This is a genomic window from Afipia massiliensis (assembly GCF_014203115.1).
In the GTDB taxonomy this organism is placed as follows: Bacteria; Pseudomonadota; Alphaproteobacteria; order Rhizobiales; family Xanthobacteraceae; genus Afipia; species Afipia massiliensis.
Genome location: NZ_JACHIJ010000002.1, coordinates 164,932 through 182,426, shown reverse-complemented (window position 1 = coordinate 182,426; position 17,495 = coordinate 164,932). Strand labels below are relative to the sequence as shown.

The following is a 17,495-nucleotide window of genomic DNA, read 5'->3' as shown; positions in this document are numbered from 1 at the left end:
GACCAGCCTAAGATCTAGAAGACGACGTCGTTGATCTGCACCACGGCCTGCGCCTTGGTGAAATTGGGAATGTCGGCGAAGATTTCCTTGCCATGGGCCTTACCGGCGGCCTTGAAATCATCCATCGATCCGAATGTCAGCAGCGCAGTCATCTGATAATCGGGCGCGCTGCCGTCAGCTTTCACGATACCCTTGATGGCTTGCGCGCTTTTGAGTCCAAGCGGACCCCAACGATCCTTCACCAGCGGCATGTGCGTCTTGAGATAGTAGTTGGTGTCGAATGCTTCGCCGGCCGGATACATCACTGTCACGAGGATCATCGGGTCTCTCCCTGTCGTTGTTGTTTTAGTTATGCCTGAGGCCGCACTGCGTTCATGGTCAGCAATTCGTAGGTTGCCGCAGACTCGTCTTTGTCGGTCAGGATTTCCACATCCCAACGCACTTCGCCGTACTGCTTGTTGCGCGGCGATTTTTCTTTTGCCGTAAGCCGGACCTTGATGGTTTCACCCGGCTGGATCGGCTTGATGAAGCGCAATGAATCGAGGCCGTAGTTGGCGAGCACCGGACCTGGATCGGGGTCGACGAACAGGCCAGCAGCGAACGACAGCAAAAGGTAGCCGTGCGCGACACGCCCGGGAAAGAACGGATGGCCCTTCGTGGCTTCTTCGTCCATGTGGGCATAGAACGTGTCGCCCGTGAAATGGGCGAAATGTTCGATGTCCTCGAGCGTGATGGTGCGCTCCTTCGAATAGAACGTCTGTCCGACGTCCAGATCCTCGAAATGAAACCGAAACGGATGCCGGTCCTTCTCGATGACGGGCGCATTCTTCGTCCAACTTCCGGTGATGCCCGTCAGCATCGTAGGTGAGCCCTGCAACGCGGTGCGCTGCATGTAATGATGCACGCTGCGTACGCCGCCCAGTTCCTCGCCGCCTCCTGCGCGGCCGGGGCCGCCATGAACCATCTGCGGCATCGGCGAGCCATGACCAGTTTGTTCCTTGGCGCAGTCGCGATCAATCATCACAAGCCGGCCGTGGAAGCTGCCGACGCCGAACACGAGGTCCGACGCCACCTTGGGATCGTGAGTATAGACCGATGCAACCAGACTGCCGCCGCCGCGATTGGTGAGTGTTATGGCTTCCTCGAGGTCGCCGTAACCCATCACGGTGCAGACCGGGCCGAAGGCCTCGATCGAATGAACATTCGTCGCGCGAATAGGATTGGCACAATGCAGCAGCAGGGGCGGAAGGAACGCGCCACGCGTGACATCCGCTCCCTGAATGTCGAAATTGTCGGGATCGCCTGCGACAAGCTGCGCTTCGGTCCGCAACGTCTTCACGTGAGCAAGGACATCGCGGCGCTGGTCGAGGCCGACCACGGGGCCCATGCGAACGGTTTCCAGTTCAGGATTTCCGATGGCCACCTTCGCGAGCCGTTCGCGCAGGGCATCGATGACGGCCCCGACACTGGCCGACGGCGCGAGTGCGCGGCGGATCGCCGTGCATTTCTGCCCGGCCTTGACCGTCATCTCCTTGGCGACTTCCTTGACGAACAGGTCGAACTCCGGCGTGCCGGGTTTGGCGTCCGGCGCGAGGATAGCGGCGTTGAGCGAATCCCGCTCTGCGATGAAGCGGACGGCTTCCCGCGCGATGACCGGATGCCGCTGAAGCTTCTCGGATGTATCGGCGGAGCCGGTGAACGACACAACGTCCTGGCAGGTGAGGTGATCGAACAGATCGCCGGTGCTGCCGACGATGAATTGAAACGCGCCTTCGGGAAGAATTCCGGATTCGGCGATCATGCGCGCGAGCGCGTGGGCGACATAGGAGGTGACAGTTGCGGGCTTTGAGACGACCGGAACGCCCGCTAGCAGCGCGGGCGCAAGCTTTTCAAGCAATCCCCAGCAGGGGAAATTGAATGCGTTGATGTGAACTGCGGCGCCATGCAGCGAGGTGACGATGTGCTGGCCTGCGAATGTTCCGCCTTTGCCCATCGGCTCGACCGCGCCGTCCAGCAGGAAGGTGGAATTCGGAAGCTCGCGGCGTCCCTTGCCGGCGTAGACGAACAGCGTGCCGATGCCGCCATCGACATCGATCAGGTTATCTGTGCGCGTCGCGCCGGTCTGGAACGACAGTTTGTAAAGCTGGTCTTTGCGCTCCGTCAGGTATTGCGCAAGCTTCTTCAGTAGATCCGCGCGCTGGTGGAACGTCAGCTTGCGTAGATTCTTCCCGCCGACAGTGCGGGCATATGCGAGGACGCTATGCATATCCAGCCCGCCGCTTGTTGCTTCTGCGACCACATCGCCGGTAACGGCGCTGCGCACTTCGACGAGGTCGCGCCCCGGTGCGGCCCACTGTCCGTTGACGTAGCTATCGAGTTTCATGCGATCACTTCGATGTTGGGTGCGGGCAGCACCGGTTGAGAAATGAGTCTATTCCGCCGCTGCAGTGCGTTTGGACGTCTTTGACGGTTGCTTGAGAACATTACGAGCGCCGTCAACGATCAGCCTGGTCACGAGATCGGCGTATTCCGCGCGGCTGACCGATCCGGTGCTTCTGAACCAGAGGTAATGCCAGTTGACCATGCCGAACAGCGACATGGTCACCGGTGTCAACATCTTGGTTCCCTTGAGGTGAGGCGCGACGCCGACGACGGCCGATGAAAAGATGGTGACGAGATCGCGCTCCATCCTTTTAAGTTCGGTCTGACGCTCGTGAGGCAGAAACCGCATGCTGCTGATCTGCACGTTGTGCTGGGAATCGGCGTCCCGGTAGGCTTCCAGTAGAGCCGCGATCAGTCCACGCAAACGCGCCTCGGGCGGCGCGCCCGGATCGTCCGCTGTTTCGACGACTTCCAACAGTTCCTCGAGATGGAAGCGGATGACGTCGAACAGCAGACCTTCCTTGTCCTTGTAGTAATGATAGAGATTGGCCTTGGACACGCCGCAGGCTTCGGCGATCTTGTTCATCGACGCGCGGTCGTAACCGTGCGCCGAGAAAAGCTCCGCCGAGCGATCAAGGATCGCCTGTCGTTTGTCGTCGTAGTCGTTGGCGCGGCTGCGTGCCATATGAAGTTCTATTCCTTTGGCCTGCGATCGATGATGCGCTTGGCCTTGCCGACAGAGCGTTCAATACTTCCCGGATCGAGAACGGTGACGACTGCCGTAATGCCGATGGTGTCTTTCACCGATTGCACCAATTGCTTCGTCGCAGCCTCGCGTGCGGGAAAGCTGGCTTCTGGTCGCGCTTCGACCTGGATTTCCATATTGTCCATGCGGCCGTCGCGCGTCAGCACAAGCTGATAGTGCAGGGAAAGATCGTGAATGGTGAGCAGCTTTTCCTCGATCTGGGTAGGAAATACGTTAACGCCGCGAACGATCATCATGTCGTCGGAGCGTCCCGTGACCTTTTCCATCCGCCGCAGCGATCGCGCGGTGCCGGGCAGCAGCCGTGTCAGATCGCGAGTTCTGTAACGGATGACGGGCATAGCTTCCTTCGTCAGCGAGGTGAAGACCAGTTCGCCTTTTTCACCGTCGGGCAACACTTCGCCGGTCGCGGGATTGATGACCTCAGGATAGAAATGATCTTCCCAGATGTGCAGGCCATCCTTGGTTTCGACGCACTCGCTCGCGACGCCCGGGCCCATCACCTCTGACAGCCCGTAGATATCGACGGCGTGAAGATCGAAGGCCTCTTCGATTTCCTCGCGCATGGCGTTGGTCCACGGCTCCGCACCGAAGATGCCGATACGCAGCGATGACTTCCGCGGGTCGAGACCCTGCTTCCTGAATTCGTCGAGGATCGCCAGCATGTAGGAGGGCGTCACCATGATGACTTCGGGTTTGAAGTCGTTGATGAGCTGGACCTGCCGCTCTGTCATGCCGCCTGAGATCGGGATGACAGTGCAGCCCAGACGCTCCGCGCCGTAATGAGCACCGAGACCGCCGGTAAACAGCCCATAGCCATAGGCGATATGGACCTTCATGCCCGCACGTCCACCTGCGGCGCGGATCGAGCGTGCGACCACGTCGCTCCAGGTTTCGATGTCGCGCTTGGTGTAGCCGACAACGGTTGGCTTGCCGGTCGTTCCTGACGATGCATGGATGCGTGCAACATCCTTTTCAGGTACGGCGAACATGCCGAACGGATAGTTGTCCCGCAGGTCGGTCTTGATCGTGAAGGGAAATTTCGCCAGATCGGGAAGATCCTTGAATGAATCCGGGGTGACGCCCGCGGCGTCGAATTTCGCGCGGTAGTGCGGCACGTTCTCATACGCATGACGGAGCGACCATGCCAGACGCTCGCGCTGAAGTGCGCGGATTTCATCGCGGGAGGCGATCTCGTAACGATCGAGCTCCGTCGGTTCGGGCGTCAACCGGTCGAGCTTGCGTAGCGGTATCTGAAGCAACGTTCTCTCCCAATCCTACTTGTGGTCTTGCTGCTGGTTATCGAGCAACTGGCCCGAGATCGTCCGCGAATGCCCGCGAAATTCGGCGATCACCTTGTTGCTGCTGTCGCGAACGGTGACGTCGTAAATGCCGCCGCGCCCGGCGCGGGTACGTTCGACGGCGTGCGCGGTGAGCGTCTCGCCCTCGCGGACCGGCTGGAGAAAGGTTACTGCGCATTGCTGCGCGACCGTGCGCTGGTCATAGGTGTTGCAGGCAAACGCAAACGTGGAGTCAGCCAGCGTGAAGATAAAACCGCCGTGGCAGATGCCGTGACCATTCGTCATTTCCTTTCGGACGGTCATCGAGAGAACGGCTTCGCCCGGCGCGATCCGCTGCAGGCTCATGCCGAGGCCCTTGCTGGCCCGATCGTCCTGCCACATCTTGTTGGCACAAGCCTGGGCGATCGCATGTGGATCTCTATCACCAGCAATAGAGGCGTCCATCACATGCCTCCGACGAAACGAGGCGCGCGCTTTTCGAGGAATGCGTTGACGCCTTCCGCAAAATCCGGAGCACGACCTGCTGCACCCTGAAGATCGCGTTCAAGATCGAGCTGTTGATCGAGCGTATTGGTCTCTGACGCGTCGAGTGCCTGCTTGGTGAGTGCCAGTGCGCCGGTCGGCTGTTTGGCGAGATGAGCGGCGAGGCGGTGTGCTTCCGCCATCAGGCCCGCATCGTCCACCACCTTCCAGATCATGCCCCATGCTTCGGTCTGCTCGGCGGTGACAGGTTCGGCCAGCATCGAGAGGGCACGAGCGCGCGCACTTCCTGCAAGGCGCGGCAGGAACCATGTGCCGCCGCAGTCCGGCACAAGGGCGATCTTGGAAAAGGCCTGGATGAATTTTGCGGATCGCGCTGCCAGTACGATGTCGCACGCAAACGCAATATTGGCGCCGCCGCCGGCAGCCACGCCATTCACCGCGCAGACGATAGGCAGCGGCAGTTTTCGCAATCGGCGAATGAAAGGATTGTAGTGCCGATCCAGCGTGACAGTGAGGTCTGGCTTCTGGCCGGGGGTGAAATCCACTTCCGACAAATCCTGTCCGGCGCAGAACCCGCGTCCCGCGCCTGTGAGGACCAATGCACGGCATGCCTTGTCGGCTTCCGCATCGGTCAATGCCGCATCCATTGCGGCATGCACGCTTGCGTTGAACGAGTTGAGGCTGTCGGGCCTGTTGAGCGTGATGACGCGATATCCTTCGCGGATCTCGGTCAGGACCACATCTTTGTCCACAGCGTCCTCCCAATCGGCCTGTTTCTGTCAGCCGTTGGAAAGCATATTACTATTGACCAACCGTTCGGTCAATTATATTGATGGGGTCAGAAGCGCATCAGATCACATGAGACGATTTGTCTGGGACAATTCGCCGATGTGACGAACAAGATGCGCCGGGCAAGCTCTCCAAAAAACGGGCGCCCATCATTCAGGGAGGAAACCATGAAGCCGACTTCAGCATTGAAACTATTATTGGCCGCCGGCGCCGCCGGATTGGCGCTCAGCAGTCCCGCATTCGCGCAGCAGACCGTAAAAATCGGTTCCGTCCTTTCGGTGACGGGTCCGGCTTCTTTCCTCGGCGAGCCTGAAGACAAAACGCTGCGGATGTATGTCGAGAAAATCAACGCGGCTGGCGGCGTCAACGGCAAGAAAATCGAACTCATCGTTTATGACGATGGCGGCGACGCCAACAAGGCGCGCACATTCGCCACGCGTTTGATCGAGGACGACAAGGTTATTGCAATGGCGGGCGGTTCGACCACCGGAACAACCATGGCGATGATCCCGGTTTTCGAGGAAGCACAGGTTCCGTTTATTTCGTTCGGCGGTGCGGTCGAAATCATCGACCCGGTCCGCAAGTATGTCTTCAAGACGCCGCACACCGATAAGATGGCGTGCGAAAAGATTTTCGAAAATCTGAAGGAGCGTAAGCTCACGAACATCGCCATGATCTCGGGCACCGACGGCTTCGGCGCTTCGATGAAGGCCCAGTGCACCAAGGTCGCACTGAACTACGGTATCAAGATCGTCACCGAGGAAAGCTACGGTCCGCGCGACAGCGACATGACCGGCCAGCTGACCAAGATCAAGAACACCGCTGGTGTTCAGGCCATCGTCAATCCTGGCTTCGGGCAGGGACCTGCGATCGTCACCCGCAACTATGCGCAGCTCGGCATGACCGCGACGCCGCTTTATCAGAGCCACGGCGTGGCCTCGAAGAGCTTCATCGATCTCGCAGGTGCCGCTGCTGACGGCATCCGCCTGCCGGCGGCCGCGCTGCTGGTCGGTGACAAGCTGCCGGACAGCGATCCGCAGAAGAAGGTCGTGGTCGACTACAAGAAGACCTACGAGGACACCGCGAAAAGCCCGGTCTCGACCTTCGGCGGCCATGCCTATGACGGCCTGTACATCCTGATCGACGCCATGAAGCGCGCCGGTTCAAACGACCCGAAGAAGATCCGTGACGAAATCGAGAAGACCAAGGGCTTTGTCGGCACCGGCGGTATTGTGAACATGACGCCGACCGATCACCTTGGCCTCGATCTCTCTGCGTTCCGCATGCTGGAAATCAAGGGCGGCGACTGGTCGCTGATCAAGCCGGGCTCGTAAGCCCGCCGCGTCGGTATTGATGCTCCCGGATGGTTTGGATTGCTCCGTCCGGGAGCACCATCTCTCTGCCTGAATGAATTATATCGCCGGGAACGGCAGCCCTCGGCTGCCATCGTCGTTCGTGGAGCGTGAATGCCAGAGTTTGTCCAATTTCTTGTTTCCGGACTGACCGTGGGCGCGGTGTACGCGCTCGTCGCTCTTGGGTTCACGCTCGTCTACAATGCATCCGACGTCGTCAATTTCGCCCAGGGCGAGTTTGTGATGCTGGGCGGGATGGTGACGGTGTTCGCCGCTGCGGCAGGCGTTCCGCTGCCGCTCGCAGCTCTTCTTGCGGTGTGCGTGGCTGTTGTCGTCGGTCTTTTGTTGTACTGGCTCGCCATCGAGCCCGCTCGCGATGCATCGCCGGTCACGCTGATCATCATCACAATTGGCGCCTCGATCTTGTTGCGTGGCGTGGCGCAGGTCTTGTTCGACAAGCAGTTCCACAAGCTTCCGAGTATCTCCGGCGACACGCCGGTCAATCTGCTCGGAGCTGCCATCCAGCCGCAGAGCTTCTGGGTGCTCGGCGGAACGGGCGTGATCGTGCTTCTGCTGTATGTGTTTCTGGAGCGCACGGTGCTCGGTAAAGCCGTGCTTGCGACCGCCGCGAACAAGCTTGCCGCGCGGCTGGTCGGCATCAACACGGCGACGGTCATGGCGCTGGCGTTCGGAGGGTCTGCCGCGATCGGCGCGGTCGCCGGTGTCCTGATCACGCCGATCACACTCACGAGCTACGATGTGGGAACATTGCTCGCATTGAAGGGATTTGCTGCCGCGATGCTGGGCGGCATGGGTAATCCGCTTGGCGCGGTCGCAGGCGGATTGCTGCTTGGCCTGCTTGAAGCGTTCGGGGTCGGTTATATCAGTTCGACCTACAAGGACGCCTTTGCCTTCATCGTTATCCTTCTCGTCCTGTTCGCCATGCCGCAAGGCCTGTTTGGCCGGCGGACCGTGGAAAGGGTCTGAGCGGTGTTGCAGAAGATTGGCCATCGTTATCTGACATTGATTGTGCTCGCGGTAATCGTCGCAGCGCTGCCGCTGATATTTCCGTCGAGCTACTACTTTCGCGTGGCGTCGCTGGTCTGGGTGTCCGCATTCGCGGCCATCGGTCTCAACATTCTGATGGGATCGGCCGGGCAGGTCAGCCTCGGCCATGCCGGCTTTTTCGGAATCGGCGCCTATGCCGTCGCTATCGGACCAGCGCACCTCGGAATTCCGACATGGGCTGCGCTTCTGATCGGCTGCGTGCTGTCGTCGGTGCTGGCCTATCTCGTCGGCCGTCCGATCCTCAAGCTGAAGGGTCACTATCTTGCCATCGCCACGCTTGGCCTCGGCGTTCTGGTGGCGTTGGTCATCACCACAGAGAGCCGTTGGACCGGTGGTCCCGACGGCATGCCTGTGGCGAAACTCGTGCTGTTCGGCTGGCGCGTCAGCGGATCGGACACCTGGTACTGGATCTCGGGCGGACTTCTGCTGCTGGGAACATGGATCGCTCTCAACCTGAACAATACGCCGACCGGACGCGCTTTTCGCGCGCTTCATGACAGCGAGGTCGCGGCCAGGGTCGCCGGTATCGACGTTGCGCGCTTCAAGCTGCAGGCGTTCGTCATCGCAGCCGCATACGCATCGATCGCCGGGTCCGTGCTCGCGCTGATGAACGGCTTCACCAATCCCGATCAGGCGGGTTTCCTGCACTCGGTGGAAATGGTGACAATGGTGGTGCTCGGCGGCCTCGGTTCGGTCGTCGGGAGCATCGTGGGCGCAGCGGTGCTGATCACGCTGCCGCAGGTTCTCACCGTCTTTCAGGAATACGAGCATCTGCTGCTCGGCTTCCTCATCATCGTGTCGATGATCTTCATGCGCGACGGGATCGTCCCGACGCTGTCGCGCGTGCTGGCGAAGAGGACACAGTCATGACGATCCTTGCAGCCAAGGACATCGGCATTTCGTTCGGAGGCATCAAGGCGATTGATAGCGTGAGCTTCAGCGTCAGCCCGGGACAGATTCTCTCCATCATCGGACCGAACGGAGCGGGCAAGACAACGCTTTTCAACGTCGTTTCCGGTGTATATACGCAAGATCAAGGGCGGGTCGAACTGTCCGGCGAAGACGTCACGGGATTGACGCCGGACAAGCTTGCCGCGCGCGGCCTGTCGCGTACGTTCCAGAACCTCCAGATATTCCAGCGCATGACCGCGGCGGAAAACGTCATGGTCGGCCGTCATCTGCGCGAGCGCTGCAATCTTCTCGCAGACATGTTCCGGCTGCCGTCGGTGACGCGGCAGAACAGCGAGACCCGCGACGCAGCGCTGACCTTGCTCGACGATGTCGGCTTGCATGGTAGCGCCGATGTTACGGCGGGTTCGCTGTCGTATGGAGCCTGCAAGCGCCTTGAGATTGCCCGCGCACTCGCCGCCGAACCGCGCGTGCTTTTGCTCGACGAGCCGGCTGCCGGATGCAACGCAGTCGAGACCGAGGAAATCGATGGGCTCATTCGCCGTGTTGCCGCCAAGGGCATCGCGGTGGTTCTTGTCGAGCATGACATGAAGCTGGTGATGAAGATTTCAGACCAAATTCTCGTTCTGAATCGTGGCAAGCCGATCGCCGAGGGCAAGCCGCGTGAGGTCCGCGACAATCCCGCCGTGCTTGAAGCCTATCTCGGCAAACATGGCGCGAAGGAGGCTGCGCGTGCTTGAGGTCGCCAATCTCCGGAGCGCCTATGGCCGTATTGAGGTGCTGCACGGCGTCAACCTCAACGTGCGTTCAGGCGAGGTCGTGGCGCTGATCGGCTCCAATGGCGCGGGAAAGACCACGCTGCTCCGTGCGCTGTCGGGAGTGCAGCCGATCACCGCCGGTGAGATCAGCTTTCTGGGTGATCGTATCGACCGCCTCCCGCCGCATCGGCGGGTGGAGCGCGGCATGACGCAATCCCCGGAGGGACGTCAGGTTTTCGGACCGCTGAGCGTCGAGGACAATCTGCGTCTCGGGGCCTACATGCGCCGCGACAAGGACATCGACAGCGACCGCGATCGTGTTTTCGAGATGTTCCCGATTCTGGCCGAGAAGCGGAAGCTTCTGGCGGGAGGATTGTCCGGCGGCCAGCAGCAAATGCTTGCGATCGGACGCGCCTTGATGGGTAAACCGAAGTTGCTCCTTCTGGACGAGCCATCGCTGGGTCTGTCGCCCACACTGGTCGATCAGATCCTTGCCGCCATCGTCGATCTTCGAAGCAACGGCGTCACCGTGTTGCTGGTCGAGCAGAACGCGAGCGCGGCCCTTGAGATTGCCGACCGCGGTTACGTGCTGGAAACGGGCAAGGTCGCATTTGAAGGTGCCGGTGCGACGCTGTTGTCAGATCCGAAAGTGAAGGCCGCGTATCTCGGCGCGGCCTAGCAGTCATTAACTTCGCGACGGCTCAATAGCCGTTCGCGGCTCCTTTGGCGAAGAGATAGTATCTGTTGCGGCGCTTTCGCTCACCGGAGCGCGCCCGAACCACGCATAAAGCGCCGGCAATACAAAGAGCGTTAGCAGCGTCGCGCTAATGAGGCCGCCGATGACGACGGTCGCAATTGGCCTTTGAACTTCTGCTCCGGTTCCGGTTGCTAGCGCCATCGGGACAAACCCGAGCGACGCGACCAGCGCTGTCATGGCGACAGGGCGAAGCCGGGTGAGGGCACCGACAAAGATAGCGTCTGTCTTCTCGTACCCCTTCGCCATCAACTGCTTGATGTAGGTCAGCATCACTAGCCCGTTGAGGACGGCGACGCCGGACAAGGCGATGAACCCGACCGCGGCTGAGACCGAAAACGGAATTCCCCGCAGCCACAGCGCGACAACGCCGCCGGTCAGCGCCAGCGGCACGGCGCTGAAGACCATGAGTGCATCCCGCGCTGTGCCGAGTGCCCCCATGAGCAACAGGAAAATCAGGACGAAGCAGACCGGAACCACGATCGCGAGTTTCGCGCGCGCCGCCGCGAGGTTCTCGAACTGGCCGCCCCATGACATCCAGTAACCGGCCGGTAATGTCACGGCGGTCTCGATCTGCGATCGCGCGTCATTGACGACGGCGGCGATGTCACGGTCCCGCACATTGGCGGTGACGACGACCCGCCGCTTGCCGTTTTCGCGGCTGATCTGATTGGGGCCTTCGCTGATCTTGAAGGTTGCCAGTTGACCCAGCGGTACGGTCAACGGCGTGACGCCTGCCGTCGGCAGCGAGACCGGCAGATTCTTCAGGGCATCAAGATCGCCGCGGATGTCCTCCGGTAACCGGACCACGATGTCGAAGCTGCGATCTCCTTCAAACACGGCTCCGGCGGCTCGCCCGCCGATGGCGGTGCCGATCACATCCTGAACTGCTGCAAGGCTAAGGCCGCGCCGCGCGATCTCCATCTTGTCCACGGTGATATCCAGCACCGACAGGCCGCTGACCTGTTCGATTTTAACGTCGGTTGCGCCCTTGGTTTTCTTCAGGATGTTTGCAATCTGCCCCGCGCTGCGCAACAGCGGTTCGAACTCGTCGCCGAAAACCTTCACGGCGAGATCGCCGCGAACACCGGCCAGCAGTTCGTTGAAGCGCATCTGGATTGGCTGGGTGAATTCGTAATTGTTGCCGGGCAACTCACGCACCGCGTCTTCAATTTGCTCAAGCAGCGCAGCCTTGCTCAATTTTGGATCAGGCCATTGGTCCTGCGGCTTGAGGATAATGAAGGTATCTGATGCACTGGGCGGCATCGGATCGGACGCGACTTCGGCGGTGCCGGTCTTGGAGAACACGTAGGAGACTTGCGGGAACGCGCTGATAGCTTTCTCGACGTCAAGTTGCATCGTCTGCGATTGCGCCAGGCTGGTGCTGGGAATCCGCAGCGCGTGCATGGCGATGTTCTTTTCGTCCAGCGTCGGGATGAATTCCTGACCGAGCCGGGAAAACAGCAGCAAGGCTCCGACGAACAGGACCAGTCCGGTCGCAACAGCAGGAGCAGGCCGTTTGATGGCGCGCTTGAGCAGCGGTGCGTAAGACGCCTTAAGGCTGCGCACGAGCCGGCTGTCGGATTCAGTGACCCGGCCTGTCACCGCAATGGCGATCAGCGCAGGAACGAAGGTGAGGGATAGCACGAAGGCTGAGACGAGCGCGAGGATGACCGTCAAGGCCATCGGCTCGAACATTTTTCCTTCGACGCCGCTGAACGTCAGCAGTGGAACATAAACCAGGATGATGATCGCCTGACCGTAGACGCTGGGGGCGATCATCTCTTCGGCTGATGTTTTCACAACCGCGAGACGCTCGGGCAGCGACAGTGTCCGGCCGGCGGCGGTCTGCTTTTCGGCCAGGTGACGCAGCGCATTTTCGGTAATGATGACCGCGCCGTCGACGATCAAGCCGAAATCGAGCGCGCCGAGGCTCATGAGGTTCGCGCTGATCCGGCCTTGCAGCATGCCAAAGGCTGTCATCAGCATCGCCAGCGGAATGACGAGCGCCGTGATGAATGCTGCGCGGAAGTTGCCGAGCAGCAGGAACAGGACGGCGATGACGAGCAGGGCGCCTTCGCCCAGATTCCATGCCACTGTGGTGATCGTCGCATCGACAAGTTGCGTGCGGTTGAGAACTGTTTCGACCATCACGCCGGCGGGGAGCGTGCGGCGGACGTCCTGCATTTTGGCATCGACCGCGGCGGAGACCGTTCGGCTGTTGTTTCCGATCAGCATGAGAGCGGTTCCGACGACCACCTCATGCCCATCGCGGCTGGCGCTGCCGGTTCGGATTTCACCTCCGATCGTCACGTCCGCGACATCGCGAATCCGTACAGGAACCGCACCGCGGGTGATGATGGTCACGTCGCCGATGTCGGCGATCTTTTCCAGACGGCCGCCGGTCCGGACCGCGATGCCTTCGCCGTTGCGGTCGATGGTGCTGGCCCCACGGCTGATATTGTTCACCTCGATGGCGCGCACGACATCGCTGAACGAAAGACCCAGTGCGATCAGCTTCGCAGGGTCTGGTTTCACCTGAAACTGCTTGATGAACCCGCCGATGGCGTCGACACCCGCCACACCCGGTACCGTCTTGATCTGGGGCCGGATGATCCAGTCCTGCACTGTTCGCAGATATGCGCCGCGCTCGACATCGGTTTTCAGCAGTTCGCCTTCGGCTGTCAGGAACGAGCCGTCTGCCTGCCAGCCCGACTTGCCGTCGCCGGATTTCGCGCCGAGCGAAACTGTCCACATGTAGATTTCGCCAAGACCAGTGGAGATCGGCCCCATCTTCGGATCGGCCCCGGGCGGCAGGCTGGCGCGCACGTCGATCAACCGCTCGTTGATCTGCTGTCGTGCGAAATAGATGTCGGTCTTCTCGCTGAAGATCGCTGTGACCTGCGAAAATCCATTGCGGGACAGCGAGCGGGTGGTTTGCAGTCCGGCGATGCCGGCCAGCGCGGTTTCGATACGGAATGTGACCTGCTTTTCGATCTCCACCGGCGACAGCGCCGGCGCCGTGGTGTTGATTTGCACCTGCTTGTTGGTGATGTCGGGCACTGCATCGACAGGGAGACGCGCGAGCGACCACACGCCAAGACCGACGAAGCCGAGACTGAGCAGGACGACGATCCAGCGATGCTGGATGGATAGATCGAGAATGCGCTTGATCATGACTATTACCTAGTGCGCGTGTGCAGCTTCGCCGCGGCCGAGATCGGCCTTCAGGACGAAGGTATTGGCCGTTGCGATCCGGTCACCGGGAGTGAGGCCGGACGTTACCTCGAATGATTTGCTGTCTTCGCGGCCCGTCACGATCTTGCGGGGCTCGAAGCCTTCCGATGTCCGGACGAACACAGCGCTTTGGCCCTCCACGGTCTGCACGGCGCTTTTCGGCACCACGATGTCTGCTTTGATCTGCTGGAACGGAATGTGGGCGGTGACGAACATTCCCGGCCGCAGGATATGAGAAGGATTGTCGACCGAGGCGACGACGCGCGCCAGACGAGTGTCCTTGTCCAGCAAAGGGCTGACAAACATGATTGTCGCGGGAAGAGGCTCCGCGCCGGAACCGGTCTCGACGCTGATTTGCTGACCCTCCCTGACCACGGCAAGGTCAGTCGCGGGCAGCGCCAGCTCGGCCCACACCACGCGCGAGTCGACAATCACGAACAGTTCGCTTTCCTGACCTTCGCGGCCCACCAGCGATCCGAGATCGACGCGACGCTCTGCGATCCTGCCGCTCATCGGCGCACGCAGTTCCTGCAGCCTCAGGCTTTCGACAGGTTGCTTGGGCAGTGCTGCAATCTGGTCACCGGTCAGGCCCAGCGCAAAGAGCTTCTGGCGCGCGACATCGAACTTGATCCGCATGTCTTCGTACAGGGTCTTCGCACGCAGGAAATCATTCTCGCTGCTGACCTTGGACTCGAAAAGACTCTTCGAGCGAGTAAATAGCGTTTCCTGAAGCTCAAATGCGACACGCGCGGCGAGGTACTCGCTTTTGGCGTCGGCAACCTCACGGCTTTCGATAATCGCCAGAACGTCGCCCTCGCGGACGGTATCTCCGAGCCGTTTGCGCAATTCCGCGACAGTGCCGAGCAATCGCACGGAGACCTTGGCGAAATGCTCGCCGCTGGGGACGATCGTGCCCGGCACGACGATGCGTTTGCTCAAAGTGCCGGCGGTCGCCTCGCGGATCGCGAAATTTCCGGCTGCGATCTGTCGTTCGCTGAGTTTCACGCCGGCTTCTTCATGCTGCTCGGCTTTGTTTTGCGCCGCTGGAGCTTCATGCGCGTGTGCGGTGGTGAGAAAAATGCTCGCGAATGCGCCAAGAGCGCCGCCTGCAACACGTAATCGAAGTCTTGTCATTGTTAAAATCCCGCGAGCGGTCAGGCTCGTTCCACGATCAATTCAACGAATTGCTGTGCCTGCAAAGTTGATGCAGACAGGCTGTCGCGCAGCCGTCGCGGCTGCGGACATGCCAGCGGGCCTTTCGGCCTCGGGATTTAGGCGCGGGGTGGTTTGAAAAGGGGCAGGCCGGCCAGCGACGGGGGCGTCTGTTCCCGGCCAATGGGCGGTGCCTGGTGGCTGATGTCAGCCGGGAGACTCACGGCAAAGGTCGCTTGCCCGGTGACGTGGTTCAGGCAATGGCCGCAATGCGCGGGCATTTTCTGATCGGGCGTATCGGGCGGGGTGCCCGCGTCGAAATCCATCGCGATCGCCGTTGGATTCGAGCCCGCAAAGGCCAGATCGCAGCTTCCGCAATGGATCAGGGATGCCAGCAGTCCAAGCATCAACGCCAGGACCAGCGACAGACGGCGGCGCCGTCCATTGCGTCCGGAGCCGAGGCTCGCATCGATTTGAAGACCGCTGGTCATGTTCTATCAGTAGGTTTTCTGTCAGGCCTTTTCAAGGCCGGTTAAACGGTCCCGGCCGGTGCCAGTGCACAGGCCGTGACCGGACTGGTCACGATCTGGATGGTTGTGTGCTGGATACCGAAATCTTCATTCAAATGATGTGTCGCCTCCACGAGGAAGGCATCGCCCGGATGGCCGGACGGCATGACCAGATGGCAGGTCAGCGCAACCTCGGTTGTGCTCATGGGCCAGATATGAAGGTCGCAAACCTCCGTCACGCCCGGACGCTGTTCAAGGTAACGGCGGACTGCGGCAGGATCGATGGCTGACGGCACCGCGCCAAGCGACATCGCCGTGCTGTCGCGCAGAAGTCCCCATGTGCCCCACACGATGACCGCGACAATCGCAAGGCTTGTGACAGCGTCGATCCACAGCCACCCGGTGAACATGATCACCAGTGCCGCGATGACAACGCCGGCCGAAACCGCAGCGTCAGCCGCCATGTGCAGGTAGGCGCCCTGGATGTTGAGATCGCTCTTGCGGCCGGATGCGAACAGCAAGGCCGTGAATCCGTTGATGACGATCCCGATGGCAGCGACGATCATGACGGTCATTTCCGCGACCGGTTCGGGATTGAACAATCGCAGCACGGCCTGCCAGCCGATCGCGCCGACAGCGATCAGCAGAAAGACCGCATTGAACAGCGCAGCCAGGATCGAGGATCCTCGCAGACCATAGGTGTAGCGCTCAGAAGGCGGCCGCTTCGACAGGATGACCGCGATCCAGGCGACGATCAGTCCCAGGACATCGGAGAGGTTGTGTCCGGCGTCGGCGATCAGGGCCGTCGAGTTGCTGATGTAGCCGTAGAACGCTTCGATAACGATGAAGATCGTGTTGAGCACGATGCCGACCGCGAAGGCCATCCCGAAATTCGCAGGCGCGTGCACGTGTCCGCCGAGCCCGTGATCATGTCCATGGGCATGGCCGTGATGCTGATGATCAGCATGATCGTGAGCGGCGTGAAGCGAATGCGTCATGCGGTTCCCATACAGGGCGGCGCCCGAAGCGCCGGTTGCTGCAAGGGATATGCGTCATCCGGAAACCGAATACTATCACAGTGGGGAAGCAATCAGAGAGCGTCGATGGCACTCGGGGTCTTACTGGAACGGCTTCACACCCGCGACGGCGCGCGATCGGGCAACGGTGGCCGTGATGTTTTCGGCAAGCAGGCGGGCGAGGCAGGAGTAGCCCCAGTCGTTCATATGCAGGCCATCCGCGGTGATGAATCGGTCGAACGCGATGGCCTGATCTTCATGCCAGTGCCGCATGGCCACGTAACGCCGAAACAGCGGGACGTGCGTCTGCTTCGCGACATAAGCGATCAGCCCGACCATTTCGCTGACCGCGGGCTTGGCATTGACGCGAGGCGCGAACTGCGGGTCGATCAGCAGAACGTCCGAGCCGCTTTTCTTGATACGCGTGATCCCGGCCTGCAACACGTTCGCAGTCTCCGGGATGTTCCCGTCGCGAAGCACGGTATTGGTGCCGAGTTGCCAGATCACCAGATCGGGCTTGGGCTCGAGAACCGCGTCCATCCGCGCCATCATTGAGTTGGCGTCTTCGCCGTTGATGCCCTGATTGATGACGGTCACAGGTGTGTCCGGAAACCTTTGACGCAACTCGCGCTCAAGGCGGCTGGGATATGAGAACGCCGGTGTGCTGGCGCCTGCACCACCGGTCGAGGACGAACCGACAGCGACAATCGTGACGGGATCGTGCGCTTCCAGACGTTTGGCGACGCGCGCGAGCGGAGCATCGAGCTGCGCGAGCGACTTCGCCTGCACGCACGGTTGAGTCTTGAAAACGCTGTTCAGATCGTCCGGTAGGGAGGAATTGGTCTTCGCCTGTTCGGCGCGCGACGCAGTAGGGCATCCGACAAGCGCCGAGATACCAAGCGCAAGCGCACCAACGCTGGCGGCGATCGTCGAAGCCGTTTTCCGGCCGGGCGAGGGGCTGAACATCAAGAAGCGAACCCTGGCGTAGCGGCCATCGAAGGTCCGCGTCGATCAACACCTAA

16 protein-coding genes are annotated in these 17,495 nt (G+C 60.8%); 5 read left to right on the top strand and 11 right to left on the bottom strand.

What is annotated here, in order from left to right:
* Nucleotides 1–14: 14 nt before the first annotated feature.
* Genes HNQ36_RS05630 through paaG form a run of 6 tightly spaced genes read right to left on the bottom strand, consistent with a single transcriptional unit; the run spans nucleotide 15 to nucleotide 5,681 of the window.
* Nucleotides 15–320, bottom strand: coding sequence for an EthD family reductase (locus HNQ36_RS05630; RefSeq protein ID WP_184082959.1), 306 nt, complete (start codon nucleotides 318–320; stop codon nucleotides 15–17).
* A gap of 29 nt (nucleotides 321–349) precedes the next feature.
* Nucleotides 350–2,383, bottom strand: a complete 2,034-nt coding sequence (gene paaZ / locus HNQ36_RS05625; RefSeq protein ID WP_184082958.1) for a phenylacetic acid degradation bifunctional protein PaaZ — start codon at nucleotides 2,381–2,383, stop codon at nucleotides 350–352.
* 48 nt (nucleotides 2,384–2,431) lie between these two features.
* Entirely contained in the window at nucleotides 2,432–3,067 is a 636-nt protein-coding gene (locus HNQ36_RS05620) for a TetR/AcrR family transcriptional regulator (protein ID WP_184082957.1), read from the bottom strand.
* Nucleotides 3,068–3,075: 8 nt separating this feature from the next.
* Complete coding sequence (paaK, locus tag HNQ36_RS05615; protein WP_184082956.1) at nucleotides 3,076–4,407, bottom strand: phenylacetate--CoA ligase PaaK; 1,332 nt, start codon at nucleotides 4,405–4,407, stop codon at nucleotides 3,076–3,078.
* Nucleotides 4,408–4,422: 15 nt separating this feature from the next.
* A complete protein-coding gene (gene paaI, locus HNQ36_RS05610; RefSeq protein WP_184082955.1) occupies nucleotides 4,423–4,890 on the bottom strand; it encodes a hydroxyphenylacetyl-CoA thioesterase PaaI in 468 nt (155 codons plus the stop codon).
* Complete coding sequence (paaG, locus tag HNQ36_RS05605) at nucleotides 4,890–5,681, bottom strand: 2-(1,2-epoxy-1,2-dihydrophenyl)acetyl-CoA isomerase PaaG (RefSeq protein ID WP_184082954.1); 792 nt, start codon at nucleotides 5,679–5,681, stop codon at nucleotides 4,890–4,892. The genes paaI and paaG overlap by 1 nt, the downstream gene beginning before the upstream one ends.
* Before the next feature lie 204 nt (nucleotides 5,682–5,885).
* Here paaG and HNQ36_RS05600 point away from each other — a divergent pair, with 204 nt between their 5' ends.
* The 5 genes from HNQ36_RS05600 (at nucleotide 5,886) to HNQ36_RS05580 (ending at nucleotide 10,484) form a co-directional block, all read left to right on the top strand.
* Complete coding sequence (locus HNQ36_RS05600) at nucleotides 5,886–7,052, top strand: ABC transporter substrate-binding protein (protein ID WP_184082953.1); 1,167 nt, start codon at nucleotides 5,886–5,888, stop codon at nucleotides 7,050–7,052.
* Nucleotides 7,053–7,184: 132 nt separating this feature from the next.
* Complete coding sequence (locus HNQ36_RS05595) at nucleotides 7,185–8,057, top strand: branched-chain amino acid ABC transporter permease (RefSeq protein ID WP_046826388.1); 873 nt, start codon at nucleotides 7,185–7,187, stop codon at nucleotides 8,055–8,057.
* Nucleotides 8,058–8,060: 3 nt separating this feature from the next.
* Nucleotides 8,061–9,008, top strand: coding sequence for an ABC transporter permease subunit (locus HNQ36_RS05590; protein ID WP_184082952.1), 948 nt, complete (start codon nucleotides 8,061–8,063; stop codon nucleotides 9,006–9,008).
* Nucleotides 9,005–9,787, top strand: a complete 783-nt coding sequence (locus HNQ36_RS05585) for an ABC transporter ATP-binding protein (RefSeq protein WP_184082951.1) — start codon at nucleotides 9,005–9,007, stop codon at nucleotides 9,785–9,787. The genes HNQ36_RS05590 and HNQ36_RS05585 overlap by 4 nt, the downstream gene beginning before the upstream one ends.
* Nucleotides 9,780–10,484, top strand: a complete 705-nt coding sequence (locus tag HNQ36_RS05580; RefSeq protein ID WP_184082950.1) for an ATP-binding cassette domain-containing protein — start codon at nucleotides 9,780–9,782, stop codon at nucleotides 10,482–10,484. Before HNQ36_RS05585 ends, HNQ36_RS05580 begins: the two co-directional genes overlap by 8 nt.
* Nucleotides 10,485–10,490: 6 nt before the next feature.
* On the opposite strand, the gene HNQ36_RS05575 is transcribed toward HNQ36_RS05580, so the two are convergent.
* The 5 genes from HNQ36_RS05575 to HNQ36_RS05555 form a co-directional block, all read right to left on the bottom strand.
* Nucleotides 10,491–13,736, bottom strand: a complete 3,246-nt coding sequence (locus HNQ36_RS05575) for an efflux RND transporter permease subunit (RefSeq protein ID WP_184082949.1) — start codon at nucleotides 13,734–13,736, stop codon at nucleotides 10,491–10,493.
* A 9-nt stretch (nucleotides 13,737–13,745) separates the two neighbouring features.
* On the bottom strand, nucleotides 13,746–14,930 hold the full coding sequence (locus HNQ36_RS05570) for an efflux RND transporter periplasmic adaptor subunit (protein ID WP_184082948.1): 1,185 nt from the start codon (nucleotides 14,928–14,930) through the stop codon (nucleotides 13,746–13,748).
* A 137-nt stretch (nucleotides 14,931–15,067) separates the two neighbouring features.
* A complete protein-coding gene (locus HNQ36_RS05565) occupies nucleotides 15,068–15,439 on the bottom strand; it encodes a ferrichrome ABC transporter substrate-binding protein (RefSeq protein ID WP_184082947.1) in 372 nt (123 codons plus the stop codon).
* A gap of 41 nt (nucleotides 15,440–15,480) precedes the next feature.
* The gene (locus HNQ36_RS05560) at nucleotides 15,481–16,455 is read right to left on the bottom strand and encodes a cation diffusion facilitator family transporter (protein ID WP_246395293.1); all 975 of its coding nucleotides are present in this window, start codon (nucleotides 16,453–16,455) and stop codon (nucleotides 15,481–15,483) included.
* 120 nt (nucleotides 16,456–16,575) lie between these two features.
* Entirely contained in the window at nucleotides 16,576–17,439 is an 864-nt protein-coding gene (locus HNQ36_RS05555) for an SGNH/GDSL hydrolase family protein (protein WP_184084066.1), read from the bottom strand.
* Nucleotides 17,440–17,495 lie beyond the last annotated feature (56 nt).